The 26,497-nt window shown below is 73.4% G+C and carries 23 protein-coding genes and 1 tRNA gene; 13 read left to right on the top strand and 11 right to left on the bottom strand.

What is annotated here, in order from left to right; all coding sequences use genetic code 11:
• Positions 1-1,036 precede the first annotated feature (1,036 nt).
• The 6 genes from QSJ97_RS21255 to mnmC2 form a co-directional block, all read right to left on the bottom strand.
• Positions 1,037-1,720 carry a fumarylacetoacetate hydrolase family protein gene (locus tag QSJ97_RS21255; RefSeq protein WP_285674290.1) on the bottom strand — a complete coding sequence of 228 codons (684 nt, stop codon included), beginning with the start codon at positions 1,718-1,720 and terminating at the stop codon, positions 1,037-1,039.
• 37 nt (positions 1,721-1,757) lie between these two features.
• Positions 1,758-2,531, bottom strand: coding sequence for a 23S rRNA (adenine(2030)-N(6))-methyltransferase RlmJ (rlmJ, locus tag QSJ97_RS21260; protein WP_285674291.1), 774 nt, complete (start codon positions 2,529-2,531; stop codon positions 1,758-1,760).
• 5 nt (positions 2,532-2,536) lie between these two features.
• Positions 2,537-3,124, bottom strand: coding sequence for a GNAT family N-acetyltransferase (locus QSJ97_RS21265; protein ID WP_285674292.1), 588 nt, complete (start codon positions 3,122-3,124; stop codon positions 2,537-2,539).
• On the bottom strand, positions 3,121-5,145 hold the full coding sequence (locus QSJ97_RS21270; RefSeq protein ID WP_285674341.1) for a hydantoinase/oxoprolinase N-terminal domain-containing protein: 2,025 nt from the start codon (positions 5,143-5,145) through the stop codon (positions 3,121-3,123). The genes QSJ97_RS21265 and QSJ97_RS21270 overlap by 4 nt, the downstream gene beginning before the upstream one ends.
• A gap of 251 nt (positions 5,146-5,396) precedes the next feature.
• A complete protein-coding gene (locus QSJ97_RS21275) occupies positions 5,397-5,654 on the bottom strand; it encodes a hypothetical protein (protein ID WP_285674293.1) in 258 nt (85 codons plus the stop codon).
• A gap of 237 nt (positions 5,655-5,891) precedes the next feature.
• Positions 5,892-6,581: a tRNA (5-methylaminomethyl-2-thiouridine)(34)-methyltransferase MnmC2 gene (mnmC2, locus tag QSJ97_RS21280; RefSeq protein WP_285674296.1), complete on the bottom strand. Its 690-nt coding sequence runs from the start codon at positions 6,579-6,581 to the stop codon at positions 5,892-5,894.
• A 47-nt stretch (positions 6,582-6,628) separates the two neighbouring features.
• On the opposite strand from mnmC2, the gene QSJ97_RS21285 reads away from it, so the two are divergent.
• From QSJ97_RS21285 to QSJ97_RS21305, 5 genes are all read left to right on the top strand, one after another.
• Positions 6,629-7,732: an NAD(P)/FAD-dependent oxidoreductase gene (locus QSJ97_RS21285; protein ID WP_285674298.1), complete on the top strand. Its 1,104-nt coding sequence runs from the start codon at positions 6,629-6,631 to the stop codon at positions 7,730-7,732.
• Between the two features lie 131 nt (positions 7,733-7,863).
• On the top strand, positions 7,864-8,958 hold the full coding sequence (locus QSJ97_RS21290; protein WP_285674299.1) for a TRAP transporter substrate-binding protein: 1,095 nt from the start codon (positions 7,864-7,866) through the stop codon (positions 8,956-8,958).
• 99 nt (positions 8,959-9,057) lie between these two features.
• Entirely contained in the window at positions 9,058-10,074 is a 1,017-nt protein-coding gene (locus QSJ97_RS21295; RefSeq protein WP_285674301.1) for a TRAP transporter small permease subunit, read from the top strand.
• Between the two features lie 3 nt (positions 10,075-10,077).
• Entirely contained in the window at positions 10,078-12,741 is a 2,664-nt protein-coding gene (locus QSJ97_RS21300; protein ID WP_285674303.1) for a TRAP transporter large permease, read from the top strand.
• 74 nt (positions 12,742-12,815) lie between these two features.
• Positions 12,816-13,724 carry a DMT family transporter gene (locus QSJ97_RS21305; RefSeq protein WP_285674305.1) on the top strand — a complete coding sequence of 303 codons (909 nt, stop codon included), beginning with the start codon at positions 12,816-12,818 and terminating at the stop codon, positions 13,722-13,724.
• Between the two features lie 8 nt (positions 13,725-13,732).
• On the opposite strand, the gene QSJ97_RS21310 is transcribed toward QSJ97_RS21305, so the two are convergent.
• The 5 genes from QSJ97_RS21310 to QSJ97_RS21330 all read right to left on the bottom strand — a co-directional run bounded on the left by QSJ97_RS21310 (position 13,733) and on the right by QSJ97_RS21330 (position 17,616).
• Positions 13,733-13,806, bottom strand: a tRNA-Gly gene (locus QSJ97_RS21310).
• Positions 13,807-13,882: 76 nt separating this feature from the next.
• A complete protein-coding gene (locus QSJ97_RS21315) occupies positions 13,883-14,230 on the bottom strand; it encodes a YigZ family protein (protein WP_285674306.1) in 348 nt (115 codons plus the stop codon).
• 139 nt (positions 14,231-14,369) lie between these two features.
• Positions 14,370-15,410 carry a transketolase family protein gene (locus QSJ97_RS21320; protein ID WP_285674307.1) on the bottom strand — a complete coding sequence of 347 codons (1,041 nt, stop codon included), beginning with the start codon at positions 15,408-15,410 and terminating at the stop codon, positions 14,370-14,372.
• The gene (locus tag QSJ97_RS21325) at positions 15,407-16,345 is read right to left on the bottom strand and encodes a transketolase (protein WP_285674308.1); all 939 of its coding nucleotides are present in this window, start codon (positions 16,343-16,345) and stop codon (positions 15,407-15,409) included. Before QSJ97_RS21325 ends, QSJ97_RS21320 begins: the two co-directional genes overlap by 4 nt.
• A gap of 11 nt (positions 16,346-16,356) precedes the next feature.
• Positions 16,357-17,616, bottom strand: coding sequence for an aminotransferase class III-fold pyridoxal phosphate-dependent enzyme (locus tag QSJ97_RS21330; protein WP_285674309.1), 1,260 nt, complete (start codon positions 17,614-17,616; stop codon positions 16,357-16,359).
• A 118-nt stretch (positions 17,617-17,734) separates the two neighbouring features.
• Between QSJ97_RS21330 and QSJ97_RS21335 the strand changes: the two genes are divergently transcribed.
• The 8 genes from QSJ97_RS21335 (at position 17,735) to QSJ97_RS21370 (ending at position 26,473) form a co-directional block, all read left to right on the top strand.
• Complete coding sequence (locus QSJ97_RS21335) at positions 17,735-18,796, top strand: GlxA family transcriptional regulator (RefSeq protein ID WP_285674310.1); 1,062 nt, start codon at positions 17,735-17,737, stop codon at positions 18,794-18,796.
• Between the two features lie 171 nt (positions 18,797-18,967).
• Positions 18,968-20,575, top strand: coding sequence for an ABC transporter substrate-binding protein (locus QSJ97_RS21340; protein ID WP_285674312.1), 1,608 nt, complete (start codon positions 18,968-18,970; stop codon positions 20,573-20,575).
• Positions 20,576-20,635: 60 nt separating this feature from the next.
• A complete protein-coding gene (locus QSJ97_RS21345) occupies positions 20,636-21,649 on the top strand; it encodes an ABC transporter permease (RefSeq protein ID WP_285674314.1) in 1,014 nt (337 codons plus the stop codon).
• A 4-nt stretch (positions 21,650-21,653) separates the two neighbouring features.
• The gene (locus tag QSJ97_RS21350; protein ID WP_285674316.1) at positions 21,654-22,499 is read left to right on the top strand and encodes an ABC transporter permease; all 846 of its coding nucleotides are present in this window, start codon (positions 21,654-21,656) and stop codon (positions 22,497-22,499) included.
• A gap of 4 nt (positions 22,500-22,503) precedes the next feature.
• Positions 22,504-23,520 carry an ABC transporter ATP-binding protein gene (locus tag QSJ97_RS21355; RefSeq protein ID WP_285674318.1) on the top strand — a complete coding sequence of 339 codons (1,017 nt, stop codon included), beginning with the start codon at positions 22,504-22,506 and terminating at the stop codon, positions 23,518-23,520.
• Positions 23,517-24,542 carry an ABC transporter ATP-binding protein gene (locus QSJ97_RS21360; RefSeq protein WP_285674319.1) on the top strand — a complete coding sequence of 342 codons (1,026 nt, stop codon included), beginning with the start codon at positions 23,517-23,519 and terminating at the stop codon, positions 24,540-24,542. The genes QSJ97_RS21355 and QSJ97_RS21360 overlap by 4 nt, the downstream gene beginning before the upstream one ends.
• On the top strand, positions 24,532-25,821 hold the full coding sequence (locus tag QSJ97_RS21365) for a four-carbon acid sugar kinase family protein (RefSeq protein WP_285674320.1): 1,290 nt from the start codon (positions 24,532-24,534) through the stop codon (positions 25,819-25,821). Before QSJ97_RS21360 ends, QSJ97_RS21365 begins: the two co-directional genes overlap by 11 nt.
• On the top strand, positions 25,814-26,473 hold the full coding sequence (locus tag QSJ97_RS21370; RefSeq protein ID WP_285674322.1) for a class II aldolase/adducin family protein: 660 nt from the start codon (positions 25,814-25,816) through the stop codon (positions 26,471-26,473). The genes QSJ97_RS21365 and QSJ97_RS21370 overlap by 8 nt, the downstream gene beginning before the upstream one ends.
• The last annotated feature ends 24 nt before the right edge of the window (positions 26,474-26,497 follow it).

Consider the following 26,497-nt stretch of genomic DNA (forward strand, 5'->3'; position numbering starts at 1 on the left):
GCCACGATGCCCCCGCAGCCGCCGCGCCGGTGCAGGGGCGGGGCGCGCCGGGGCGGCCCCGGCCACAGGCGCCCGCCGCGGCATCGGCCCGGGCCCGCACCGGGCAGCCCCGCGCCAGTGCCCCGCACCGGAGGCCCCGCGCCAGCGCGCCGCACCGAAGCCCCGCGCCGGAGCGCCGCACCGGGATACTGCACCGAGAACACCGCGCAGAGGCCGAGCGCCAGAACACCGCGCCGGAGGCTGCGCGCCAAGACACTGCACCGGAAGCCCTGCACCAGGGCACCGCACCGGAGGCCCCCGTCAGGGCGCTGCGCCGGAGGCCCTGCACCAGAACGCTGCACTGGAGGCTCCTAGTCAGGGCGCCGCGCCGGAAGCCTCATGCCAGGGCGCCGTGCCGGAGGCCCTGCTACAGGACACCGCACCGGAGGCCCTGCACCGGGGCGCCGAGCCGAAAGCCTCGCGACAGGATGCGGCGCCGGAAGTCCTGCACCGGGGCGCCGCGCCGGGGCGCCGCGACAGGACATTGCACCGGAGGGCCTGCACCATGTCGCTGCACTGGAGGCCCCGCGCCAGGGCGCCCCGCCGGAAGCCTCGCGACAGGATGCTGGGTCGGAAGCCCGCACCACGGCAGCGCACCCGAGGCCCCGCGTCGAGGCCCCGGGCCAGGGCACTGCACCGGAGGCCCCGCGTCGGGACGCTGCACTGACGGCCCCGCGGCAGGGCGCGGCGCCCGGGGGCCTCGTGCCTGGACGCCGCGCCGGAGATCCTGCACCAGGGCAATGCATCGGAGGCCCCGCGCCAAGGCGCCGGACCGGCGGCCCCGCGCCGGGGGACCGCCCGGGGGCCTGGCGCCAGAGCGGGGCACCGGAGGCACCGCCTCGGGGCCCCGCGCCGGGGCGCCGCACCGGGGCGCCGCACCGGGGGGCCCCGCGCCAGGGCACTGACTGGGGTGGGGGCGCGACGGCCCCGCGCCGGGGCACTGCGCCGGGGGGAACGGGCGAGGGCCGTGCGCCGGGGGGGGCGCCGCCCTCCCGGGTCAGACCACCTGCACCTCGAGCTGGCCGAGGCTGTCGATCTCTGCCAGCATGCGGTCGCCGCGGGCCACCGGGCCGACCCCGGCCGGGGTGCCGGACATGATAAGGTCGCCCGGCGCCAGGGTGAAATATTCCGACAGGATCGCGATCTGCTCCGGCACCGACCAGATCATCTGCCCGAGATCGCCTTGCTGGCGCACCGCGCCGTTCACCGTCAGCCGGATCGCGCCGGCCGCCGGGTGGCCGATCTCGGCCGCCGGCACCAGCGCGCCGAGCGGCGCCGAGGCGGCGAAGGCCTTGCCGACCTCCCAGGGCCGCCGCCGTTCCTTGGCCTCGCCCTGCAGGTCGCGCCGGGTCATGTCGAGCCCCACGGCATAGCCCCAGACATGGTCCAGCGCCGCCGCCTCCGGGATGTCGCGGCCGCCGCTGCCGAGCGCCACCACCATCTCGATCTCGTGGTGCACGTCGGCGGATTTCGGCGGATAGGGGAAGCGCCCGTCGGTGGCGATGTCGCCCGGGTTCTTCTGGAAGAAGAAGGGCGGCTCGCGGTCCGGGTCGCCGCCCATCTCGCGGGTGTGCTCGGCATAGTTGCGCCCGATGCAGTAGATCCGGCGCACCGGGAACATCGCCGCGCTGCCGCGCACCGGCAGCGCCGGGGTCTCCGGCGGATCGATCACCCAGTCCATCGCTCGTCTCCCTTTCCTGTGGTTCGCGCCCGGCGGTTCAGGCCGGGCCGAAGATCCCGGCAAACGGCGCCCAGGCCTCGGCCAGCGCCGCCGCCGTGCCGTGCGGCGTGCCGGCGAGCGCCAGCCCGGCGCCCTGCATGCCGCGGGCCGGCGGCGCCAGCAGGCGCATCTCGGCCACCGTCAGCCCCGGCAGCGCGGCCCGCAGCCGCGCCAGCATCGCGCGGTGCCGCCCCGCCGGCAGCACCGGGTACCAGAGCGCGGCGACGCCCTCCGGCCAGCGCGCCACCACGCCGAGGAAGGTCTCGGCGGCCTGCGCGTATTCCTCCTTGACCTCGTAGGAGGGGTCGATCAGCGCCAGCCCGCGGCGCGGCTTCGGCGGGGTCAGCGCCAGCAGCCCTTCATGCCCGTCGCGGCGGTGGATCGCAACGCCCGCGCCGCCGAGCGCGCGGCCCAGCGCGGCATGTTCGGCCGGGTGCAGCTCGCAGAGGGTGAGCCGGTCCTGCGGCCGCAGCAGCGCCCGCGCGATCGCCGGCGAGCCGGGATAGGCGCGCGGCCCGTGCGCCGCGCGCACCGCCGCCAGCGCCGCGGCATAGGGCCCGGCCGGCGCCGCCCGCCCGATCCCCGCCGCCGCCTCGCCGGTCTTGCGCGCCTCGGCGCTGTCGAGATCGTAGAGCCCGCGCCCGGCATGGCTCTCGAGATAGCTGACCGGCCGCGGCTTGCGGGTGAGCAGCGCGAGCAGCGCCGCCAGCGCCGCGTGCTTGTGCAGGTCGGCCGGGTTCCCGGCGTGATAGGCGTGCTGGTAGGAGAGCACGGCGCTCAGAGCTCCCGGAGCCAGAACTGCATCGGCTTCTCGGTCTCCGCCGCGGCGCCGACATCCTTCCAGGAGAAGCCGGTGCGCCCGGCCGGCATCGGCGCGTAGCCGCGCTTGCGCCAGAACGGGTCGAGCGGGGCGTAGCCCGCCGGCCGGGCCGGGTGATCGTCCGGGCGCAGCACCGCGCAGAACGCGGCATGGCGCCGCCCGAGCGTCCGGGCATGGGCCTCGCGGTGGTCGAAGAAGGCATGGCCGACGCCGCGCCCGCGATATTCCGGCAGCAGCACCGATTCGGCGTTGTAGAACACCGTCTCGAGCGGGATGCCGGCGGCGGCGAAGGGCGCGCCGAACTCGCCGGCATGGTCCTCCAGCGGCGTGCCGGTGGCGCAGCCGACCAGCCGCCCGCCGTCCCAGGCGCCGACCACCACGGCGCCCGGGCTCTCGCGATAGGCGGCGAGATAGCGCGCCTCGTAGTCCATGTCGCCGTCATAGAGATAGGGGAAGGCGCGGAACACCGCGATGCGCAGGCGGGCGATCTCGGGGATCCAGCGCTCCAGCGCGGCGGGCGCGATCGGGCCGGTGGTCAGGCTCATCGGCGGGTGCCCTCCGGGGCGGTCTCGGCGAGGCGCGGGCGGCCGGTGGCGGTGACGGTGATTTCGCCCTCGACATATTGCCGCTTGCCCTCGATGGTGGCCTCGCGGCGGGCGATGCGGTGGGCGAATTCCGGCGCATCGGCGCCGGCCGCCAGCGCCTGGGCGCGGAGCCGGTCGGTGAGCGCGCCGGTCAGCGCCGCCTCGGCCGCCCCGGCATCGGGGAAATCCTCCGGGCCGTCCGGCAGATGCGCGCGGAAGCGGCCCTCGCCGGGCGCCGTGACCACGGCGGTGAGGCTGAGCCGCACGCCGCCGACCACCGCGCCCACCGCATTGGCGACCCCGGCATGCGGCGGCACCGCGTTCTCCGCCCCCAGCATCTCCGCCACCGCCGGATAATAGGTCGGCGCGCTGGCCCCGAGCCCGATCAGCGGCACGGTGAGCGGCAGCGCCGGCGCGGCGAGCCCGCGATGGCGCTCCAGCGCCGCGGCGGCGAGCGGCGAGACCGCGAGCCCCGGCGGCAGCCCGTCCTCCTGCAGCGCGGTCTCGAGCACCAGCTCGGCCGAGCGCCGGGTCAGCCGCGCGACGATCATCCGGGCCAGCGCCTCGGGGCCGTCGGCGAGGGCGTTCCCGTCGGTGCGGCGCTGGCGGGCGAAGAGCGCCGCGGCGGCGCGGGCGGCGGCGGCGTCCCAGCCCGATTGCAGGCCGAGCACATGGGCGGCGTCGGAGGGGGTGAGCGCGGCCCGGCGGATCAGCCCGCGCGCCTCGAGCCGGCGCGCCGCCTGGCCGAGCTTGCGGTCGGCGGTGAGCTTGTCGGCGGCCTCCGGGCGCTCGGCGAGGCGTGCCATCACCGCGGCCTCGGCGCCGGCGAGCCCGGCCGCCGGCACCGGCGCCAGCAGGAACACCCCGTGCAGCGCATCGGCGCGCGGCGCCGCCGCCTGCCGCGCCAGCGCCTCGTGGACCAGCGCGGGGTGCTCGGTGGCCAGCAGCGACACCGGCAGCGCGCGCCGCGGCCCGAGCACGATGCCGGGCCCGTCCGCCGCCTCGACCAGGCTCACCCGGCTGTCGCCGCCGAGCCCGTGCGTCGCCATCGCCACCGCCTCGACCATGGTGCGGTGCCCGCCGACCGAGGCGCCGTCCGGGTCGAGCCGGGGCCGGCCGCCGCGCAGCACCGCGATGTCGGTGGTGGTGCCGCCGATATCGGAGACCAGCGCATCGGCCAGCCCGGTCAGCCAGCCGGCGCCGACCAGGCTCGCCGCCGGGCCCGAGAGGATGGTCTCGATCGGGCGCTCGCGCGCGAAGCCGGCCGAGACCAGCGCGCCATCGCCGCGCACCACCATCATCGGCGCGGCGATGCCGAGCGCCGCGGCGCGCGCCTCGGTGGCGCGGATCAGCCGGTCGATCATCGGGGTGAGGCGGGCGTTGAGCAGCGCGGTGAGCGCCCGCCGCGGCCCGCCGACCCGGGCCGAGAGCAGGTGCGAGCAGGTCACCGGGCGCCCGGTCAGCGCGCGGATGCGCTCGGCGGCGGCGAGCTCGTGCGCCGGGTTGCGCACCGCGAACAGCCCGCAGACGGCATAGGCCTCCGCCGGGGTGCCGGCGAGGGTCTCGGCGAGCCCGGCCTCGAGCGCCGCGAGGTCGAGCGGCGCGGCCTGCGCGCCGCTGGCGTCGTGGCCGCCGGCGATGCGGATCAGCGGCGCGTCGTCGAGCGCCCGGTCGAGCCCCTGGCGGGCCAGGTCCGCCGCCTCGAAGCCGATCGCCACCAGCCCGGCGCGCCCGCCCTGGCCCTCGACGAGCGCATTGGTGGCGAGCGTGGTGGAGAGCGAGACCAGCCCGATCTCCGCCGGCGAGGCGCCGGCCTCGGCCAGCACCGCCTGCATCGCCGCGCCGAGCCCGCGGGCCAGATCCCCCGGCGTGGTCAGCCGCTTGGCGCTGGCGACCACCGCCGCCGGGCCATGCTCCAGCCGGTCGGCATCGACCAGCACCGCATCGGTATAGGTGCCGCCGGTGTCGAGCCCGAGCAGCATCCGCGGCAGCGCGCGGCCGCCCGTTGCCGCGCCCGCAGACCCGCCGGTTGCCGCGCCCGCAGCCGACCCGCCGCTCCGGATGCCTTCCGCCGCCATCTCGCGCCTCCGCTGCCGCCCCGCCCGGCCGCGCCCTGGCGATGCGGCCTCCGCCGGCTCATACGCGAATCCGCCCGGCTGGCAAGGGGCGGCGGCCCGCCGGCCGCTCCCCGCGAGGCCACCTCCGCGAGGCCACCTCCGCGAGGCCGGGCGGCTCAGGCGGCGCTGCGCCGCCGGGGCGGCGGCAGGGCGGCGCCCTGCTGCGCCTCCAGCCGCCGGGTCGAGACCGCGACCCGGGCGACGCAGTCGCGCACCCCGGCGAGCAGGATCCGTGTCTGGACGTCCAGGCGGCAGCCGTTCTCGAGCAGGAACTGCTCGATCGTGAATTCCACGTTCTCGAGAGGCATGCGGATCGAGGCGAGAACCTCGTCCACGCGCTGTGCCCCACCCTGAGCCGATTCTCGGTCGTCCATGCCCGCCTCGTTCTTGTGTTGGGTTCCGGCTATGTCCAACATGCATTTCGTCTCTTAACGAAAGGTAAACGCAAGATCTTGAGACCGGTCCAAGTTGACGCAAATCACCGAAAATTTCCGATGAATTAAATCAGTTGTATAGAACAATGTTGAGAAGAATCCATCCGGGCGCGGATCGGATGCGGATCGGGGGGCCGCTCGGGGGCGCCAGCCGACCGCCCTGAGCGGCGCGGCGACTCAGCCGCCGGGGCGGCTGCCGGCGAGCATCTCGCGCTTGCGGCCGTAGCCGGGGCGCTTCGCCATGCGGAAGCCGGCGGCCTGCAGGCCGCGCCGGACATGGCCGGCCGCGGAATAGGTGGCGAGGCTGCCGCCCGGCGCGGTGTGCGCGAACACCTCGGCCAGCAGCGCCGGCTCCCAGAGCTCGGGGTTGCGCGCCGGGGCGAAGCCGTCGAGGAACCAGGCCTCGGCCCGCCCGCCCCAGCGCGGCAGGGTTTCACGTGCATCGCCGAGGATCACCTCGAGCCGGGCGCCGGGCAGCGCCAGGCTGCCGCCGCCGCGCCAGCCGGCGAGGAGCTCGGCGGCGAGCGGGGCGAGCTCGGGCCAGGGGGCCAGCGCGCGGGCCATCTCGGTGGCGGCCAGCGGCGCGATCTCGAAGGAGGTGAAGGCGAGCTCGGCGCCCGGCGCGGCGCGTTCGCGCCAGAGCGCCCAGGCGGCGAGGAAGCCGAGCCCGGTGCCGAAGCCGAGCTCGGCGACGGCGAAGCCGGCGGCGCCGGAGAACCGCCGCGCCAGGTCGTTGCCGGCGAGGAACACGTGGCGGGTCTCGGCGAGCCCGTCGTCGGCGGAATAGTAGGGGTCGCCGAAACGGGTCGAGACCGGCAGATTGCCGTCTCGCCATTCGATCCCGCGCTCGCTAGCGTCCCCGGCCATCGGACTGCTCTGGCGCGGCGGCGGCGCGAAGGCAAGGGGGGCGGCATGTGAGCGAGGTGCTGGTGATCGGCGGCGGGGTGTTCGGCCTCTGGTGCGCGCGGGCCTGCCTGGCGCTCGGGCTCGACACCGTGCTGGCCGAGCGCGGGGCGCTGGGCGCGGGCGCCAGCGCGACGCCGGTGGGGGCGCTGGCGCCGCACGAGCCCGGGCCGCCGGCGGCGCAGACCGCGCTGAAGGCGCTGCAGCTCGACGGGCTGGCGGCGCTGCCGGCCGAGATCGCGGCGCTGGAGGCGGAGACCGGGCTGGCCACCGGCTATGTCCGCTGCGGCCGGGTGCGCCCGCTCGCCGATGCCGCGGCGCGGGCCCGGGCCGCGGCGCAGGCCGGCCATGCCGCGGCGCTCTGGCGCGGCCTCGGCGAGGTGCGGCTGCACGAGCGGGTGCCGGCGCGGCTGGCCGGGCTGGTGGCGGCGGCGGCGGCGCCGGCCGGGATCGCCGAGGACACGCTGACCGCGCGGATCGACCCGCCGCGCTATCTCGCGGCGCTGGCGGCGGCGGTGCGGCGCCGGGGCCGGGTGCTGGAGGGCTGGCACTGTCGCGGCCTCGAGCCCGGCGCCGCGCGGTTCGACCGGGGCCGGCTGGCGGCGCGGCATATCGTCGTCGCGGCCGGCTGGGAGAGCCTCGCCCTCGCCGGCCTCGCGCCGCCGCGCGGGGTGAAGGGGCAGGCGGCGGTGCTGGGGGTGCGGCTCGACCCGGGGCTGCCGCTGGTCGGCGCGCCGGGGCTCTACATCGTCGGCCATGCCGGCGGCACCGCGGTGGGCGCGACCTCGGAACACGATTGGGTGAGCGAGGGCCCGGATTCCGCGCTCGACGCGGTGATTGCGCGGGCCCGGGCGGTCTCGCCGGCGCTGGCCGGGGCGCCGGTGCTGCGGCGCTGGGCCGGGATCCGGCCGCGGGCGCCGGGGCCGGGGCCGATCGCCGGGGCGCTGCCGGGGGCGCCGGAGATCCTTCTGGCGGCCGGGGGCTACAAGATCGGTTTCGCCCTCGCGCATCTCGTCGGCCGGGCGCTGGCGGCCGCGATCGCCGGCTGGACGCCGGCGATTCGGCTGCCCGAAATCGCCCATCCTGCCGCACATTTAGGCAGTTTGCCGGACTAGGACCAAAAACCGCGGCCTGACCGGGCCAGAGGGCGCCCGATCGCCTTGGCAATTCGTCGGACGCTATAATATGGTGCTGCACCGGTCGCGATAACGCGGCCTTGGAGAACAGAGATCCCAGGGAGGACGCAATGGATCGTCGTTCGTTTATCAGGACCGCCGGCGTGGGGGCCGGTGCGGCCGCTGCCACCGGTCTCGCCGCCCCGGCGGTTGCGCAGGGCCGTATCGAGATGGTCATCGTCTCGACCTGGCCGCGTGACTTCCCCGGCCTCGGCATCAGTGCCCAGCGTCTCGCCGCCCGGCTCTCCGAGGTCACCGATGGCCGGATCCAGACCCAGTACTTCGCCTCCGGCGAGCGGGTCGGGGCCTTCGACAGCTTCGACGAGGTCGCCTCCGGCAACGCGCAGGCCTATATCGGCGCGGACTACTACTGGAAGGGCAAGCACCCGGGCTGGGCGCCGTTCACCGCGATCCCCTTCGGCCTGACCTACACCGAGATCGACGCCTGGATGAAATATGCCGGCGGCCAGGAGCTCTATGACGAGCTGGCCGGCGAGTTCGGTCTCAAGGGCTTCCCCTGCGGCAACACCGGCGTGCAGATGGGTGGCTGGTTCAACAAGGAGATCGAGAGCCCGGACGACCTCAAGGGCCTCAAGATGCGTATCCCCGGCCTCGGCGGCGACGTGCTCTCCAAGCTCGGCGCCTCGCCGGTCTCGCTGCCGGGCAGCCAGATCTACGAGAACCTGGTCTCCGGCGCGGTCGACGCGACCGAGTGGGTCGGCCCCTACAACGACTACTTCATGAAGTTCTACGAGGCCGCCAAGTACTACTACTGGCCGGGCATGCACGAGCCGGGCTCGCAGCTCTGCATGGGCATGAACGCCAGCTGGTGGGGCAGCCTCTCGAAGACCGACCAGGCGATCATCGAGTCGGCCTGCAACGAGGAGAACGCCCGGCAGATGGCCGAGACCAACGCCGAGAACGGCCGGTTCCTCGAGCGGCTGGTCAACGAGCACGGCGTCGAGCTGCGCGAGTTCAACGACGACGTCTACGAGGCCTTCGGCGAGGCCGCGGAAGAGGTCATCGAGGAGGCTCGCGACCACTCCGACCTGGCCGCGCGGATCTTCGACAGCACGCTCAAGGCGCGCAAGGAGATCGGCGGCTGGATGGCGATCTCCGACGTCGCCTACTCGATCAAGCGCAACGCGGTCGTCGGCATCGGCTGATCGCGGGCAATCCAGTCTTGCGGGGTGGGCGGTGCTGCCTGCCCCGCGTTTCGTTTCCGAGGCGCCGTCAAGAGCGCCCGCCAAGGGGGGCAAGTCTCCGTGACTGACGTATCGACGACGGCGCCGCGGCCGCCGAAACCGCTCCGGATCTTCGCCTGGGCCGTAGTCGCCGCGACCTTCGCCTTCCTTATCAACAACTATCTGACCTTCTGGCAGGACTGGCCGGGGGGCGATGCGCTGCTGCTGCGCGCCGGCGAGCTCGACGGCACGGGCCTCGCGCTGGCGGCGGTGCAGCTCGGGCTCTACGGCGCGGCGCTGCTGCTGCCGATGCTCTATGTCAGCCGCAGCCCGGACCAGCCGCTGCGCGCCGATGCCGAGATCATGTCGGGCATCGTGCGCTTCATCATCCGCGCCTCGTTCTGGATGGTGCTGCTGGTCGGGCTCGCCGACATCGTGGTCTCGTTCATGCGGGTCGAGGGCTATCTCGCCGAGTTCGTCGGCGCGGACGTGGCCAGCGCCTGGGGCTACAACGAGAGCCGGGCGCCGCAGCTGCACATGCCGCTGGTCGGCATCGCGCTGGTGCTGGCGCTGGTGACGCGCACGCTGGGCTTCCACTGGCTCGCGGTGCTGGTGGTGCTGGCCGAGCTGGCGATCGTGATCTCGCGCTTCATCTTCTCCTACGAGCAGGCCTTCCAGGGCGATCTCGTGCGCTTCTGGTACGGCGCGCTGTTCCTGTTCGCCTCGGCCTACACGCTGGTCGAGGACGGGCATGTCCGCGTCGACGTGGTCTATGCCTCGCTGAGCACCCGGGCGCAGGGCGCGGTCAACGTGATCGGCTGCCTGATCATGGGCATCCTGTTCTGCTGGGTGATCCTGTATCTCGGGATGGCCACCAAATCCTCGATCATCAACGCGCCGCTGCAGAGCCTCGAGATCACGCAGTCGGGCTTCGGCATGTATGTGAAATACCTGATGGCCGGCTTCCTCGCGATCTTCGGGGTGAGCATGATGATCCAGTTCTGCGCCTATCTGCTGGAAAGCTGGGCGGACTGGCAGGGCGTGCCCGGCGGGCATGCGCACCACGTCCACGGCGAAGACCAGATCACGGAGGTCTGACCCATGGAACTCGTCTTTCTCGCGCTGCTCGTCTTCCTGATGGCGGCGGCCCTGGCCTCGGGCTTCCCGGTGGCCTTCGCGCTGCCCGGCTCGGCGATCGTGACGATCCTCGTCGCCGCCGGCGCCGGCCTGCTGTTCGAGAGCTCCTCGGGCGCCTATTTCGCCCAGGGCGGGCCGTCGGAATGGCTCTCCGCCGGCGTCACCAACTTCCGCGGCGTCTACTGGGAGGTCGAACGCGACACGCTGATAGCCATCCCGCTCTTCGTGTTCATGGGCATCATGCTCCAGCGCTCGAAGATCGCGGAGGACCTGCTGGTCACCATGGCGCAGCTGTTCGGCCCGATCCCCGGCGGGCTCGGCATCTCGGTGGTCTTCGTCGGCGCGCTGCTGGCCGCGACCACCGGCATCCTCGGCGCCACCGTGGTGGCGATGGGGCTGATCTCGCTGCCGGCGATGATGCGCAACGGCTACTCGATGCCGCTCTCCACCGGCACCATCGCCGCCTCGGGCACGCTGGGGCAGATCATCCCGCCCTCGATCGTGCTGATCATCCTCGCCGACCAGCTGGCCAGCGCGGTCGACCAGGCCGGCACGGCGCGGACCAATCTCTACAAGGCGAGCACCGGCGAGCTCTCGCTGCCGTCGGAATTCGCGGTGACCTCGACCTCGGCGGGCGACATGTTCATGGGCGCGCTGATCCCGGGGCTCGTGCTGGTCGGTCTGTTCATGCTCTACATCCTCGTGGTGGCGCTGATCCGGCCCTCGCTGGCCCCGGCGGTGCCCTTCGACGGCAAGTTCGACCGCCGCCTGCTCGGCCGCGTGCTGCTGATCCTGGTGCCGCCGCTGACGCTGATCTTCGTCGTGCTCGGCTCGATCATCTCCGGCGTCGCCACGGTGAACCAGGCCGGCGCGGTCGGCGCCATCGGCGCCACCATCATGGCCGGCTACCGGCTGCGCTCGGGCCACTGGGACGCCTTCGTCCCGGCGATCCTCGCCGTGGTCTCGGTGGTCGCCATCGCCTGGATCACCGCGAACTACGACACCAACATCAAGAACATCGTCACCCCCGAGCAGGAGCAGGGGCTGGTGATGGCGGTGATCGCGGTCTCGGTCTTCGTGTTCTCGGTGCTGTGGTCGCTCTGGCGCACCTTCCGCATCGAGGACACGCTGAACTCGGTGATGATCGACACCGCCAAGACCACCTCGCTGGTGTTCATCATCCTGCTCGGCGCGGCGATGCTGACCGCGGCGTTCCGCGCCTTCGGCGGCGAGGAGCTGGTCAAGGAGTTCCTGACCACGCTGCCCGGCGGGTTCTGGACCCAGTTCATCATCGTGATGCTGGTGATCTTCCTGCTCGGCTTCTTCCTCGACTTCATCGAGATCGCCGTGGTGGTGGTGCCGATCGTGGCGCCGATCCTGCTGATGGACCCCTCGGCCAACATCACCGCGGTCTGGCTCGGCGTGATGATCGGGCTCAACATCCAGTCGAGCTTCCTCACCCCGCCCTTCGGCTTCGCGCTGTTCTACCTGCGCGGCGTGGCGCCGAAGGAGGTCAAGACCACCGACATCTACAAGGGCGTGGTGCCGTTCATCGGGCTGCAGATCATCGCCCTCGGCATCGTCGGCTCGACCCCGCCGCTGGTGAACTACCTGCCGCAGCGGATCTCGCTGCTGTCCGAGACCGCGCCGCCGCCGGTGAACCCGCTGCTGCAATCCTGCGTCGACGAGTTCCTGGCGGAGGACCTGCACGAGCGCGAGGCCGAGCTGAAGGGCGTGATCGCCAAGGCCCAGGCGCTCGACCTCTCGGCGCTGCCGCGCAGGCTGCGGGGCGATCTCGAGGATGCCTTCGAATCGGCGGCCTCGGTGTTCGGCCGGCTCGGGGAGATCGACGCGGCGGCGGCCAAGGTGGATGCGGCGGTGCCGGAATACCGCCCGATCCACCGCCAGGTGCGGGCGCTCGAGCGCGACATCCGCAAGGCCGAGGAGCATATCGTGGCGGTCGAGCGCCGGCTCGACGGGCTGCGCTACGAGGAGAATCCCGAGCCCGGCGCCAAGGAGGCGATGGAGGCCGAGATCGCCGCCTACAGGGCGGAGATCGAGCGCCTCACCGGCGAGATCCCGGCGGACTGGGAGGAGCGCCACAAGGTGTTCGCCGCGGTGCTGCGCGAGGACACCACGGTGCGCCGCCAGGCCCGCAAGGCGATGACCGACGGCTATGACCCGGTGGTCGAGACCATGGCGCTGCTGCGGCTCACGCCGAAGCTCGCCGAGCTCGACGGCACCATCGCCGGGGTCAAGGCGGCGCTCGATGCCGACGGGCCGGCCGCGGTGGAGGAGCAGGTCAAGGATCTCTCCTCGCTGTTCCGCGACGCCGAGGCCGGCAAGGACGTCACCGGGGCGCTGCGCGATGCCCGCAAGCCCTATCGCGACGACGTGCCCGACCCGGCCGAGATCCACGCGGCGCTCGACGAGGCGCAGGCCGCCTATGCCGAGGAGCTGGCCTGGCGCCAGGCCGCGGCCGACAGCCTGCTGCCGGCGCTCGAGGCCTACGAGGCCGGGCTGCGCGACAGCATCGGGGTCTGGTCGCAGCCCAAGCTGAACCGCGACCAGGCGCTCGCCGTGGCCGCCTGCCGCTCGGGTCACGAGGACATCTCGCTCCACTTCTGACCCTGCGTCCCACGCTCCGCGCCGCCGCGTTTCCCACGCGGCGGCGTCCCCTTTTCTCCCAGCGAGGCCGACCGATGCTGCGTCGCCTGGCCCTTGGCCTTTACGATCTCCCGCCGGCGCTGCTGGCGCTCACCACGCTGTTCTGGGCAGGCAACACGATCGCCGGCAAGCTGGCGGTCGGCGAGATCGCGCCGTTCCAGCTGGTCTTCGCGCGCTGGATCCTGGTGGCCGGGGTGCTCTGGCTGCTCTACGGCAAGGAGCTGCGCGCGCACTGGCCCACGGCGCGGCCGCGGCTGCGCGAGATCGTGCTGATGGCGAGCCTCGGCTTCACCGCCTTCAACGGGCTGTTCTATCTCGCGGCGCTGCAGACCAGCGCGGTGAACATCGGCATCCTGCAGGGCGCGATCCCGGTCTTCGTGCTGCTGATGGCCTATTTCGCCTATGGCACGCGGATCGGCGCGGTGCAGGTGCTCGGCGTCGCGCTCACCCTCGCCGGGGTGGTGGTGGTGGCGACGGCGGGCAGCCCGTTCTCGCTGTTCACCCTCGGCATCGGCCCGGGCGACGGGCTGATGCTGCTGGCCTGCCTGTTCTACGGCTTCTACACCACCGCGCTGCAGCGCCGGCCGAAGATCCCCGGCCGGGCGCTGTTCACGCTGATGTCGATCATCGCGGCGCTGACCTCGCTGCCGTTCTGGCTCGCCGAGGCGGTGATCTCGGCGCCGCCCTGGCCGACGCCCGAGGGCTGGGCGGTGACGCTCTATGTCGCGATCTTCCCGTCCTGCCTGGCGCAGCTGTTCTTCCTGCGCGGGGTCGATCTGGTCGGGCCGGGGCCGGCCGGGGTCTATGTCAACCTGGTGCCGGTGTTCTCGCCGCTGCTGGCGATCCTGATCCTCGGCGAGCGCTTCGCCGGCTTCCACGCGCTGTCGCTGGCGCTGGTGCTCGGCGGCATCTGGCTGGCGCAGCGGCGCGCCCGGAGCGGCTGAGCGGAGGCTGGAGCGGGCAGCGGGAATCGAACCCGCACCAAGAGCTTGGAAGGCTCGTGTGATACCATTTCACCATGCCCGCGTGCCTCCACCCTCTAGGGAATTGCCGGGGAGAGGTCAAGATTCGCCCGCTGCCGCTGCCGCTGCCGCCGCGGCGCTCAGCGGCTCGCGAGATAGATCCGCACCGCGTCCTGCACGTGGCGGAAGCGGTCGCCGCCGAGATGCTTGCCGCCGAACCAGCGGGTGACCACGACGACATGGTTGCGCAGCTCGGCGCGCTCCAGCATGCGCAGGATCACCATGCCGGCGCCGCTCTCGCCGTCGTCGTTCTTCACCGGGCCGTCCTCGGTGAGCAGCGCCCAGGTGTTGTGCGTCGCCTTCGCGAACTTCTTGCGCCGGCAGAGCCGGCCGACGAAGGCACGCGCCTCCTCGGCCGAGGCGCAGGGGCCGCCGGAGACGGCATATTTCGAGCCGCGGTCGCTGATGACGTTCTCGAGAACCTGCATGGGCCATGGCTAGGCCAGCCCGCCGCCGGGATCAAGCGGCGGCGGGACCGGGCGCCATCAGGATTGGGCGCCGGCAGGAGCGGGCGCCGGGACCGGGCGGCCCCGGCACCGGGTAGCGCCGGTACCGGGCCTGCCGGGATCAGGCGGCGGGGGCTGCCAGCAGCTCGCGGGCGCGGGCGGCGATGCCCTCGGCATCCAGCCGGTAATGCGCATAGAGCGCCGCCGGCGGGCCGATCGGGGCGAACTCGTCCGGCACCCCGTGGCGGGCGAAGCGCCGCCGCGGCCCCTCCACCAGCACCTCCGCCACGGCGCTGCCGAGTCCGCCGGTGAGGTTGTGCTCCTCCACCGTCAGCACCGCGCCGGTCTCGGCGGCGGCGGCGCGCACCTCGGCGATGTCGAGCGGCTTCACCGTGGCCATGTCGATCACCCGCGTCTCGATCCCCTCGGCCGCCAGCATCGCGGCGGCGTCGAGCACCGGGCGCACCTCGGCGCCGGTGGTGATGATGGCGAGATCGCGCCCCTCGCGCAGCCGCCAGGCCCGGCCGAAGGCGAAATCCGCCGGCGGCTCGGGATAGACCACCGGGTCGCGCCCGCGCCCGAGCCGGAGATAGAGCGCCCCGGGCAGGTCCAGCGAGGCGCGCAGCATCGCCCGCAGCATCGCCGCATCGGCCGGGCAGGCCACCGTCAGCCCGGCGATGCTGCGCATCATCGCGATGTCCTCGAGCGCGTGGTGGCTGGTGCCGTAATAGCCCATCGAGATCCCGGAATGATGCGCGATCAGCCGCACCGGCAGGTTCGGATAGGCGCAGTCGGTGCGGATCTGCTCGGCGCAGAGGATGCCGAGAAAGCTCGCGAAGGTGGCGGCGAAGGGGATCTGCCCGCAGGCCGCCATGCCGGCGGCGGCGGTCACCATGTTCTTCTCGGCGATGCCGAAATCGAAGAAGCGCTCGGGGTGGCGCGCCTTGAACTCCACCGTGCGGTTGGCCGAGGCGAGATCGGCGGTCAGCACCACGATGCGCGGATCGGCATCGGCCAGCGCCGAGAGCTCCTCGCCCAGCACGAAGGCCGGCAGCGCCCTGGCCGGGGTGCCCTGCACGGTGGGCTTGGCGGCGATGTCCGAACCGTCGCCGGTGAAGAGGTCGCTCTGGTCCTGGCCCTGCGTCCTGGGGTCCCCGGTCATCGCTCGTGCTCCCAGACAGGCGGCCTGAGCCCGGCATCGAGCTCGGCCATCACCGCGTCGTAATCGGCGTCGGAGAGGTTCCCGACATGCCAGTTGAGCGCGCCCTCCATCATCGCGACGCCGCGGCCCTTCACGGTGTCGGCGATGATCGCCTGCGGCGGGCCCTCGCCCGGCGGCGGCAGCGCGTCGAGCGCGCCGAGGATCGCGCCGAAATCATGCCCGTCGATCCGGCTCGCCTGCCAGCCGAAGCCGGCGAAGCGCTCGGCGAGCGGCTCCACCGCCATCACCTCCTCGGTATGGCCGTCGATGCAGAGCCCGTTGCGGTCGACGATCGCGACCAGCGCGCCGAGGCGGAAATGCGCCGCCGCCATCGCCGCCTCCCAGATCTGCCCCTCGGCCAGCTCGCCGTCGCCGAGCATCACGAAGACCCGGGCGCCGCGCCGCTGCACGCGCAGCGCCAGCGCCATGCCGACCCCGACCGAGAGCCCGTGCCCGAGCGAGCCGGAGCTGAAATCGATGCCGCGGATCTTCTTCATGTCCGGGTGGTCGCCGAAGGCGCTGCCGAAGCGGGTATGGCTGTCGAGCAGCGCCGGGTCGAAATAGCCGAGATCGCCGAGCACCGGGTAAAGCCCGATCGCGGCATGGCCCTTGGAGAGCACGAAGCGGTCGCGGTCGGGCCAGGCCGGGTCGGCCGGGTCGATGCGGAGATGCCCGTAATAGAGCGCGGCGAAGAGCTCGGCGGCGGAGAAGGTGCTGGAGTAGTGCCCGGCCCCGGCGATGCGGGAGAGCCGCACGGTCTCCTTGCGGATGAAGCGGGCGCGGTCGCTCAGGAAGCCCGGCGCGCGGTTGTGGTCGCGCGGGGCGCGGGGCGGCATGGCGGCCGCGGCGGTCTCCGGCGGCTCCCGGCTCTCTGGGGCCTCTGGGGTCTCGGTCATCGGCGTCTCCTTCAGGGCTGCGCGCGGGCCACCGCCTCGAGCCCCTTCCGGGTGGCGGCGAGGGCGATGCGGATATCCTCCTCGGTATGCGCCGCCGAGAGGAACATGTCGTGCCAGGGGTGCATGTAGACGCCGTGGTCGAGCGCGGTGACGCAGAACAGGCTGCCCTTGGCGAGGTCGGGGTCGTCGTCGAAGAGCATCATCGGCAGCTGCGCCGGCCCGGTCTGGCGCAGCCCCAGCCCGAGTGCCGCGGCTTGCGCCGCGATGCCCTCGCGCAGCATCTGCCCCATCGCCTCCATATGCGCCACGGCGCCGATCCGATGCAGCTTGCGCAGGGTCGCCGTGGCCGCCGCCATCGCCGCCGCGCCGCACCAGAACGAGCCGGTGACGAAGATCCGCTGCGCCGCCGCGCGCATCGCGTCGTTGCCGGTGACCGCGGCGATGGCATGGCCGTTGCCGAGCGCCTTGCTCCAGGCCGCGAGGTCGGGGCGCACGCCGAGCGGCTCCCAGCTGCCGCCGAGATGCAGGCGGAAGCCGGCGCGCACGTCGTCGAGGATCAGCGCCGCGCCGTGGCGGTCGGCCAGCGCGCGGGCGGCGGCGGCGAAGTCCGGCCGGGTCAGCTCCTGGTCGGTGCGCGCATCGTGGCGGAAGGCGGAGACGAGGATGCCGGCGAGATCGCCCTCCGCCGCCGCCGCCGCCTCGGTCAGCGAGGCGGGATCGTTGAACTCAAAGGGCAGCAGATGCGCCCGGTCCTCGGCAGTGGTGCCGGCGGGCCAGGGCGTGCACCAGGGCGCCGAGCCGTGATAGGCGCCGCGGGCGACGAGGATCTTGCGCCGCCCGGTCTCGGCGCGGGCGATCATCAGGCAGGCGGTGGTGGCATCGGTGCCGTTCTTGGCGAACATCGCCCAGTCGGCCGCCGGCACGGTCTCGACCATCAGCTCGGCGAGTTCGACCAGCGCCTCGCCGGGGCCGTTGGCGATGTCCATCCGGCCGCGCTGCGCCGCCGCCGCGGCCTCGACCTCCGGGTCGCCATAGCCGAGGATCATCGGCCCGAAGGCACACATGAAATCCACGTATTCGTTGCCGTCGACATCGCGGAGCCGGGTGCCGGCGGCCGAGGCGAAGAACTGCGGGTAGCCCTGCGGCAGGCGGGCGGCGTTCATGTGCCCCCACATGCCGCCGGGGATCACCCGCGCGGCGCGGGCCCGCAGCGCGGCATCGCGCGCCAGCGGGCGGGGATCGTTTCGGAACTGAGCGGGATGTCCGGCCATGTCTGTCCGCCTCTTCGCTGCCGGCGCGCGGCCCCTTGCGGCCCGACCGGACGCCAGCGATCATGCCGCAGGGCCGGCCTGCCAGGCTTTGCGCAATACGAAGGAAACTTGCTCTCAGGTGAAGAACCACGCAGGGCGCCAGACCATGACCGAGGCGATCGACAAGACCGGGCTGATCCCCGCCGGCGCGCGCGTGCCGCCGCGGCTGCGTCGCATCGGCATCTGCATCTCGGCCAACATGTCGCTGTCCTCGGCGCTGCTGGCCTGCGAGCCGCTGCGCTCGGTCAACCGCTTCTACCAGCAGCCGGCCTATGCGCTGGTGTTCATCGGGCCGGAGCGCGCGCCGGTGCGCAGCGGCATCGGCATCGAGGTGGCGCCGACCCATACCTTCGACGACGACGACGAGCTCGACATGGTGGTGGTGGTCGCCGCCTACGACCAGCCGGCGGCCTACAAGAAGGCGCTGCACCGCTTCCTGCGCCGCCATGCCCGGCGCGGGGTGGATCTGTGCGGCGTCGATTTCGGCGCGATCCTGATGGCCGAGGCCGGGCTGCTCGACGGCCACCGCGCGACCACGCACTGGGAGGTGATGCCGGCGGTGGTCGACCGCTTCCCGCGGGTGGAGTTCTGCGACGACGTCTTCGTGATCGACGGCAAGCGGCTCACCTGCGGCGGGCATCTCTCCTGCAACGACCTGTTCCTTGCCGTGGTGGAGCAGCAGCAGGGCGCCAAGATCGCCCGCTTCGTCGCCGCCGACATCATCTACGGCTCGGCCCGCCCCGGCGAGACCCGCCAGAGCAACCCGCTGTCCTGGGACCCGACGATCCGCAACCCGCATCTGCGCCACGCGGTCGATCTGATGGAGGAGAACATCGAGGCGCCGCTGCCGGTGCCGGAGATCGCGCGCGAGACCGGGGTCTCGCTGCGCCAGCTGCAGCTGCTCAGCCAGCAGCATTTCGGGCAGACCCTGTCGAGCCGCTATCTCGACATCCGGCTCGATGCGGCGCGGCACCTGCTGATGTATGGCGAGATGCCGATCACCGAGATCGTCGCGGCCACCGGCTTCACCTCCGCCTCGACCTTCAGCCGGGCGTTCCGCCGGCGCTTCCGCACCACCGCGCGGGAATATCGCAAGGCCTTCGTCAGCCGGATGGCGCGGCCCTATTTCACCGAGCGGTAGCGCTGCGGCGGATCGCCCGCGCATTTCATCAATTCGGTAACGCCTCCTGCACAATTCACCCGGAATTGCGCAGGCATACTTCCCCCTGACCGGCCCCGGCCCGTCCGGCGCCGGCAGACCGGACGACCGCCAGCAAAAAGGCGGCAGAAAACGGCATGCAGGAGGTACATGATGCAACCGGGACTTCGCTTCTCACCCGCCGCAGGGCCGGCTCTGGCCGCCCTGGCCCTGCTCGGCCTCGGCGCCGGGCTGCCCGGCCCCGCCGCGGCGCAGGACGACACCATCGTCATCGCGCGCGACAACGACTTCAACACGCTCGATCCGAGCCGCTCCTGGTGCGACAGCTGCCAGATCTACCTGACCGCGGTCTATGACCAGCTGGTCCGCGTCGGCGCCGACAACGAGACGCTGGAGCCGCGCATCGCCTCGGGCTGGACGATCTCGGAGGACGGCACCCGCTACACCTTCACGCTCGACCCGGACGCGGTGTTCAGCGACGGCTCGCCGGTGGAGGCCAAGGACGTCGCCTTCAGCCTGCTGCGGCTGAAGAACCTCAAGGCCGGCGCCTCGTTCCTGGCCGACGGCATCGCCGCCATCGACGCGGTCGACGCCAGGACCGTGGCGGTGACCCTGACCGCGCCGGACCCGGAGTTTCTCGGCAAGGTCAGCTCGCCCTATGGCGCGATCATCAATGCCGACCTCGCCGCCGAGCACGGCGCCACCGCCGGCGCGGATGCCGCCGAGACCGACCGCGGCGAGGAATGGCTGCTGGAGAACTCCGCCGGCAGCGGCGCCTACGTGCTGGAGAGCTACCGCCCGGACGACGAGCTGCGCCTCGCCGCCAACCCGAACTACTGGCGCGCCGCGCCCGACGCCTCGGCGATCGTGATCCGCGAGGTCGAGGACGCGGTCTCGCAGATGCAGGCGCTGCAGTCCGGCGCGGTGGACATCGCCATGCAGGTCGATGCCGACACCGCCGCCACGGTCTCCGCCCCGGATGTGGTGACCGAGCTGGTGCCCTCGTTCAACTTCGTCTATGTCGCGCTCTCGCCTGGGGCCAAGGCGCTCGAGGTCGAGCTGACCCGCGAGCTGCGCGAGGCGGTGGCGCTGGCGATCGACTACGAGGGCGTGCTGGAGTTCACCACCGGCGGCGCCGCCAACCTGATCGCCTCGCCGATCCCGCCGGGCTTCCCCGGCACGAAGGGCCTGCCGATGCCGAAGCAGGACCTCGCGCGGGCGAAGGCGCTGCTCGCCGAGGCCGGGCAGCCGGACGGCTTCACGCTGATCGCGGCCTATCCGGAGATCAACATCTACGGCGTCGATCTCTCGATCATGATGCAGAAGGTGCAGCAGGATCTCGCCGGGATCGGCGTCGAGGTGCAGCTCGAGCCGGTGACCTTCCCGGTCTGGCGCGAGCGGGTCGGCGGCGACCACATCCCGCTGACCGCGGTGTATTTCGCGCCGGACTATTACGGCAGCGGCCAGTATGCCGGCTATTTTGGCATGATCCCCGGGGCGGGCTGGTATGGCCGCGCCGGCGGCGACGAGGTGCCGGGCCTGAAGAACGCGGCGATGATGGCGCTGATGGAGGAGGTGCGCACCGCGAGCCCCGAGGCCGCGGTGGATCTCTACCACCGGATGGCGCTCGAGATGATTTCCGACCGGGTCATCATCCCGCTGGTCAATCCGAGCCTGGTGCTGGCCTATCGCAAGGGGATCTCGGGCATGCGCTACGCGGTCTGCTGCAACCTGCCGCTCGAAGAGCTCGTCAAGGAGTGACGCGGCCCGGGCGGCGCGCGAGCCCTTCGCGCGCCGCCCCCGCGCAACGGAACCCCGCCCATGGCCCGCTATCTCCTCCGCCGCCTGCTCGCCATGCCGCTCCTGCTGCTCGGGGTGGCGACGGCGGCCTTCCTGCTCGGCAACGTGGTGAAGGGCGACCCGCTCGCCTCGATCCTCAACGAGCGGCAGATGAACAACCCGGAGGTGGTGGCCGCGGCCAAGGCGCGCTGGGGGCTCGACCGCTCGATGCCGGAGCGCTACGCGATCTATCTCGGCAACCTGGCGCAGGGCGATTTCGGCACCTCCTTCCGCACCAAGCGCCCGGTGATGCGCGACCTGCTCGACCGGCTGCCGGCGACGCTGGAGCTGGTGTTCTCGGCGATGCTGTTCGGCTCGGTGACCGGGATCGCCCTCGGCGTCGCCGCGGCGCACTGGCAGAACGGCCCGGCCGATCACGGCGCCCGGCTGCTGGCGCTGATCGGCTCCTCGGTGCCGGTGTTCTGGTCGAGCCTGATCGCGCTCTATGTCTTCTCTGTGCAGCTCGGCTGGCTGCCGGGGGCGGGGCGGCTCGACGCCGCGATCCGCCCGCCGGAGAGCGTGACCGGCTTCCTCACGGTGGATGCCGCGCTGGCCGGGGACTGGCACGCCTTCGGCAACGCGCTCGGCCATCTCGTGCTGCCCTCGGTGATGCTCGGCTGGGCGGTGCTCGGGATCATCTCGCGGATGATCCGGGCCAGCATGCTCGACGTCATGCAGCAGGACTACATCATGACCGCGCGGGCCAAGGGGGCGGGCACGCTGCGGGTGCTGCTGCGCCATGCGCTGCGCAACGCGCTGGTGCCGGCGCTGACCATCATCGGCTTCACCTTCGCCTATCTGATCACCGGGGCGATCCTGACCGAGACGGTGTTCAGCTGGCCCGGCATCGGCTCCTATGCGGTGGACGCGGCGCGGGCGCTCGACCATCCGGCGATCATCGGCGTGACGGTGCTCGGCGCGCTCGCCTTCCTGACCGCCAACCTGCTGACCGACATCGCCTATGTCTTCGCCAACCCGCGCATCAGGCTGGGCTGAGCGGATGATCTCCGGCACCCGCCCCCTGCGGCTGCGGCCGCCCGCCTTCCTCGGCGCCCGGCTGCCGCTGGCGATCGGGCTCGGGGTGATCCTGTTCTGGGTGCTGGCGGCGCTCACCGTGCAGTTCTGGCCGCTCGACCCGCCGCTCGACATGGTCGGCCGGCGCCTCAAGCCGCCGAGCGCCGAGCACTGGCTCGGCACCGATGCGCTGGGCCGCGACGTGCTCTCGCGCACGCTCCACGGCGCCCGCTTCTCGATCCCCATCGCGGTGGTGGTGGTGGCGGCGGCGGTGGCGCTGGGCGGCTTCCTCGGCGCCATCGCCGGCTTCTTCGGCGGGCTGCTCGGGGCGGCGATCATGCGGCTGGTCGATGTCACGCTGGCCTTCCCGCCGATCCTGCTGGCGATGGCGGTGGCGGCCTCGCTCGGCCCGGGGCTGGAGAACGCCGCGATCGCGATGATCGTGGTCTGGTGGCCGCTCTATGCCCGGCTGGTGCGGGCGCAGGTGCTCGAGGTGCGCGAGCGCGAGCATGTCGAGGCGGCGGTGGCCGCCGGCGCCGGGCCGATGCGGGTGCTGCTGCGCCACGTGCTGCCGCTGTGCTGGACCCCGGTGCTGGTCAATGCCACGATGGATTTCGGCCAGGTGGTGCTGCTCGCCGCGAGCCTCAGCTTCATCGGCCTCGGGGCGACGCCGCCGACGCCCGAATGGGGCGCGATGATCTCCGACGGCGCCAAGTACTTCTATCACTGGTGGATCGCCTTCGGCCCCGGCATGGCGATCCTGATCGTGGTGCTGGGCTTCAACTTCGCGGGCGACGGCCTGCGCGACCTGCTCGACCCGCGGACGGAGTGAGCCGATGCCAGCCGCCCCTGCCACCGACCCGCCGCTGCTCGAGATCCGCGACCTGCGGGTGCATTTCCGCACCCCGGCGGGGGTCTTCGAGGCGGTGGGCGGGATCGATCTCGACCTGACGCCCGGCGAGGTGCTGGGGCTGGTCGGCGAGAGCGGCTCGGGCAAGAGCGTGGCGATGAAGGCGGTGCTCGGCCTGCTGCCGCCGCAGGCGCGGGTGACCGGGCAGATCCGCTTCCGCGGGCGCGACCTGCTGACCCTGCCGGAGCGGGAGATGCGCCGCCTGCGCGGCGGGCGCATCGCCATGGTGTTCCAGGACCCGCTGACCGCCTTCAACCCGGTGGTGACCATCGGCGACCAGATCGGCGAGATGCTCTGGCTGCACGACCGCGCGCTCTCGCGCAGGCAGCTGCGCGCCCGCACCGAGGAGCTGCTGGCGCTGGTCTCGATCCCCGAGCCGGGCCGGCGCATCGGCGCCTATCCGCACGAGTTCTCCGGCGGCATGCGCCAGCGCGCGATGATCGCCATGGCGCTGGCCAACGATCCCGAGCTGCTGATCGCCGACGAGCCGACCACGGCGCTCGACGTCACCGTGCAGGCGCAGATCCTCGACGTGCTGCGCGGGCTGCAGGCGCGGCTCGGCATCGGGCTGGTGCTGGTGACCCACGATCTCGGCGTGGTGGCCGGCATGGCCCGCGAGATCGCGGTGATGTATGCCGGGCGCATCGTCGAGGCGGCGCCGGTGGACGATCTCTTCGCCGCGCCGCGGCACCCCTATACCCGCGGGCTGATCGGCGCGGTGCCGCGGCCCGACGGCGGCGGGCGCGGGCCGCTGGTGGCGATCGAGGGCAGCCCGCCGGGGCTGACCGAGCGGCTCTCGGGCTGCGCCTTCGCGCCGCGCTGCCCGCTTGCCGCTGCCCGCTGCACGGCCGAGCGGCCGGCGCTGCGCGCGCTCGGCTCCGGCCGCGCCGCCTGCCATTTCGCCGGGGCGCCGGCCCCGGCCGCGGCGGAGGCGGCGCGATGAGGGACGGCGCCGGGCCGCCGATGCTCGCGGTCGAGGATCTGGTCAAGACCTTCCCGCTCGGCAGCCGGCTGCTGACCGGGGCGCCGCTGGCCACGCTGCGGGCGGTGGACGGCGTCTCCTTCGAGATCGCCCGCGGCGAGACCTTCGGGCTGGTCGGCGAATCGGGCTGCGGCAAGTCCACCCTCGGGCGCTGCATCCTGCGCCTGCTGCGCCCCGATGGCGGGCGGATCCGCCTCGCCGGCGACGACATCGCGGGGCTCGAGGGCCGGGCGCTGAAGGCGCTGCGCCGGCGGCTGCAGATCGTGTTCCAGGACCCCTTCGCCTCGCTGCATCCGCGGATGCGGGTGGCGCGCATCCTGGCCGAGCCGCTGATCCTCGCCGGCATCGGCGCGGCCGCCCGGCGCGCCCGCATCGCCGAGCTGCTGCGCCTCGTCAGCCTCGGCGAGGAGCATGCCCGGCGCTACCCGCACGAGCTCTCCGGCGGCCAGCGCCAGCGCGTCGGCATCGCCCGGGCGCTGGCGCTGGAGCCGGAGATGCTGGTGCTCGACGAGCCGGTCTCGGCGCTCGACGTCTCGATCCAGGCCGGGGTGCTCAACCTGCTCGACCGGCTGAAGCGCGAGCTCGGCCTCACCTATCTCTTCATCGCGCATGATCTCGCGGTGGTGCGGCACATCTCCGACCGGGTGGCGGTGATGTATCTCGGGCGCATCGTCGAGGTGGCGCCGGCGGAGGCGCTCTACGAGGCGCCGCTGCACCCCTATACCCAGGCGCTGCTCTCGGCCGCGCCGGTGCCGGACCCGCCGAGGGAGCGGGCGCGCCGGCGCATCGTGCTGGAGGGCGACCTGCCGAGCCCGCTCGACCCGCCCTCGGGCTGCCGCTTCCGCACCCGCTGCTGGAAGGCGCAGGCGCTCTGCGCCGAGACCGCGCCGCCGCTGGCCGGCTGCGGCGCGGGCCGCGCCGTGGCCTGCCATTTCCCCGGGCCGCCGGGGGATCAGCCGGGAGGCGCCGCCGATGCCGGATGAGACCCGCGCCGGCCCGGCCTTCGACACCGGCGTCATCGCCGACGACCTGACCGGCGGGCTGCTGGTCGCCGGCTTCCTCGAGGCCGCCGGCATCCGCTGCCCGCTGTTCACCGCGCCGGAGCCGCTGTTCGCGCCGCCCGGCACCCCGGCCTGCGTGATCGCGCGGCGCATCCGGCTGGCGCCGGCCGAGCAGGCGGTGACGGCCTTCGAGGTGGCGGCGCGCACGCTGCTCAGCCATCGCCCGCGGCAGCTCTACTACAAGTACTGCGCCACCTTCGATTCCACCGATGCCGGCAATATCGGCCCCTGTGCCGAGGCGCTGCTGCGGATGACCGGGGCCGACCGGCTGGGCTTCTGCCCGGCCTTCCCGGCGGTCGGGATCACGCTCTACCAGGGCTACATGTTCCTGCGCGGCGAGCTGCTGAGCGAATCGCCCAAGCGGCACGACCCGGTCACCCCGATGCCGGACCCGCACATCCCCCGGGTGCTCGGGCGGCAGACCGGCCATTGCGTCGGCCTCGTGCCGCATGCGGTGCTGGCCGAGGGCGCCGCGGCGGTGCGGGCGCATGTCGACCGGCTGGCGGCGCGGGGCCGGCGCTTCCTCGTCTTCGATGCGCTCGACGATCGCGATGTCGCGGTCTGCGCCGAGGTGACCGCCGGCTGGCCGGCGATGACCGGGGGCGACACGCTCGCGCATCTCGCGCCGGCGGCCCGCGGCCTCGGCGGCGGGCAGCCCTATCGCGCGCCGCCGGTCGCCGGCCCCGGCGCGGTGATCGCCGGGAGCTGCGGGCCGGCGACGCTGCAGCAGCTCGCGCGCTTCGCCGCGCATCGCCCGCTGCGGCGGCTCGATCTGGTGGCGGCGGCGGCCAATCCCGGCGCCGCGGTCGGCGCGGCGCTCGACTGGGCCGGGCGGCATATCGGCGCCGGCCCGGTGGCGCTGGCGATCTCCGACGCGCCGGAGGGCGTGGCGGCGACCCAGGCGGTGCTCGGCCGGGACGAGGCGGCGCGGCTCGGCGAGCGGCTCTGCGCCGAGCTCGCGGCGGGGCTGTTCCGGCTCGGGCTGCGGCGCTTCGTGGTGGCCGGCGGCGAGACCTCGGGCGCGGTCGCCGAGGCGCTCGGCATCGAGCGGCTCGACGCGCCGCCGCCCGGCCGGCTCGGCGGCGGGCTCTGCCATGCCGCGGCACCGGAACCCATGGGCCTCTTCTTCAAGGCCGGCAAGATGGGCCCGCCCGATCTCTTCCTCGAGGCCCTCGCGACGATGGAGACCCCCGATGGCTGACACCGCCCCCGCCGCCCCCACCGAGGCCGCGCTGCGCGCGGCGCTGGCCGAGAGCTATCTCTACCTCTCGCGGCACGGGCTGCTGGAGCTCAACTCGGGCAATGTCAGCTGCCGGTTCGGCGACGGCATCCTGATCTCGCCGAACGGCGCCTCGGCCGAGACGATCCGGCCCGGGAGCTTCGTCGCGGTGGCGGCGGATGGCAGCGCGGCCGGCTCCGGCCGCCCCTCCAGCGAGACGCCGATGCATCTCGCGGTCTATGCCCGGGTGCCGGAGGCCGGGGCGATCGTGCACACCCATTCCGACCATTGCACCGCGCTGGCCTGCTGCGGGCTGGGCATCCCCGGGTTCCACTATCTCGTCGGCGGCTTCGGCGGAGACGACATCCCCTGCGTGCCCTATGCCACGTTCGGCTCGGCCGAGCTGGCGGAGCTGGCGGGCGCCGCGCTGGCGCGCCGCAAGGGCTGCCTCCTCGGCAATCACGGCGCGATCTGTCACGACCGCGACATCGCGGCGGCGGCCGCCCGCGCGCACCGGCTGGAGAGCATCGCCCGGCAGTATCTGCTGGCCCGGCAGGCCGGCACGCCGCTGACGCTGACGGCGGAGAACTGGCGCGACTATCACGCGATGGCGGCGAAGTTCCGCTACGGCTGAGCCCCGCCGCGCCCCGCCGCGCCC

It is taken from the genome of Paralimibaculum aggregatum (assembly GCF_030270585.1).
GTDB classification, from domain to species: Bacteria; Pseudomonadota; Alphaproteobacteria; order Rhodobacterales; family Rhodobacteraceae; genus Thermohalobaculum; species Thermohalobaculum aggregatum.

Excerpts from the sequence above, each read along its gene's own strand:
- QSJ97_RS21255 (WP_285674290.1), bottom strand. The coding sequence starts at position 1,720 with ATGGACTGGGTGATCGATCCGCCGGAGACCCCGGCGCTGCCGGTGCGC.
- QSJ97_RS21265 (WP_285674292.1), bottom strand. The coding sequence starts at position 3,124 with ATGAGCCTGACCACCGGCCCGATCGCGCCCGCCGCGCTGGAGCGCTGG.
- QSJ97_RS21270 (WP_285674341.1), bottom strand. The coding sequence starts at position 5,145 with ATGCTGCTCGGGCTCGACACCGGCGGCACCTATACCGATGCGGTGCTG.
- QSJ97_RS21275 (WP_285674293.1), bottom strand. The coding sequence starts at position 5,654 with ATGGACGACCGAGAATCGGCTCAGGGTGGGGCACAGCGCGTGGACGAG.
- mnmC2 (WP_285674296.1), bottom strand. The coding sequence starts at position 6,581 with ATGGCCGGGGACGCTAGCGAGCGCGGGATCGAATGGCGAGACGGCAAT.
- QSJ97_RS21290 (WP_285674299.1), top strand. The coding sequence starts at position 7,864 with ATGGATCGTCGTTCGTTTATCAGGACCGCCGGCGTGGGGGCCGGTGCG.
- QSJ97_RS21300 (WP_285674303.1), top strand. The coding sequence starts at position 10,078 with ATGGAACTCGTCTTTCTCGCGCTGCTCGTCTTCCTGATGGCGGCGGCC.
- QSJ97_RS21305 (WP_285674305.1), top strand. The coding sequence starts at position 12,816 with ATGCTGCGTCGCCTGGCCCTTGGCCTTTACGATCTCCCGCCGGCGCTG.
- QSJ97_RS21315 (WP_285674306.1), bottom strand. The coding sequence starts at position 14,230 with ATGCAGGTTCTCGAGAACGTCATCAGCGACCGCGGCTCGAAATATGCC.
- QSJ97_RS21320 (WP_285674307.1), bottom strand. The coding sequence starts at position 15,410 with ATGACCGGGGACCCCAGGACGCAGGGCCAGGACCAGAGCGACCTCTTC.
- QSJ97_RS21325 (WP_285674308.1), bottom strand. The coding sequence starts at position 16,345 with ATGACCGAGACCCCAGAGGCCCCAGAGAGCCGGGAGCCGCCGGAGACC.
- QSJ97_RS21330 (WP_285674309.1), bottom strand. The coding sequence starts at position 17,616 with ATGGCCGGACATCCCGCTCAGTTCCGAAACGATCCCCGCCCGCTGGCG.
- QSJ97_RS21340 (WP_285674312.1), top strand. The coding sequence starts at position 18,968 with ATGCAACCGGGACTTCGCTTCTCACCCGCCGCAGGGCCGGCTCTGGCC.
- QSJ97_RS21345 (WP_285674314.1), top strand. The coding sequence starts at position 20,636 with ATGGCCCGCTATCTCCTCCGCCGCCTGCTCGCCATGCCGCTCCTGCTG.
- QSJ97_RS21350 (WP_285674316.1), top strand. The coding sequence starts at position 21,654 with ATGATCTCCGGCACCCGCCCCCTGCGGCTGCGGCCGCCCGCCTTCCTC.
- QSJ97_RS21355 (WP_285674318.1), top strand. The coding sequence starts at position 22,504 with ATGCCAGCCGCCCCTGCCACCGACCCGCCGCTGCTCGAGATCCGCGAC.
- QSJ97_RS21360 (WP_285674319.1), top strand. The coding sequence starts at position 23,517 with ATGAGGGACGGCGCCGGGCCGCCGATGCTCGCGGTCGAGGATCTGGTC.
- QSJ97_RS21365 (WP_285674320.1), top strand. The coding sequence starts at position 24,532 with ATGCCGGATGAGACCCGCGCCGGCCCGGCCTTCGACACCGGCGTCATC.
- QSJ97_RS21370 (WP_285674322.1), top strand. The coding sequence starts at position 25,814 with ATGGCTGACACCGCCCCCGCCGCCCCCACCGAGGCCGCGCTGCGCGCG.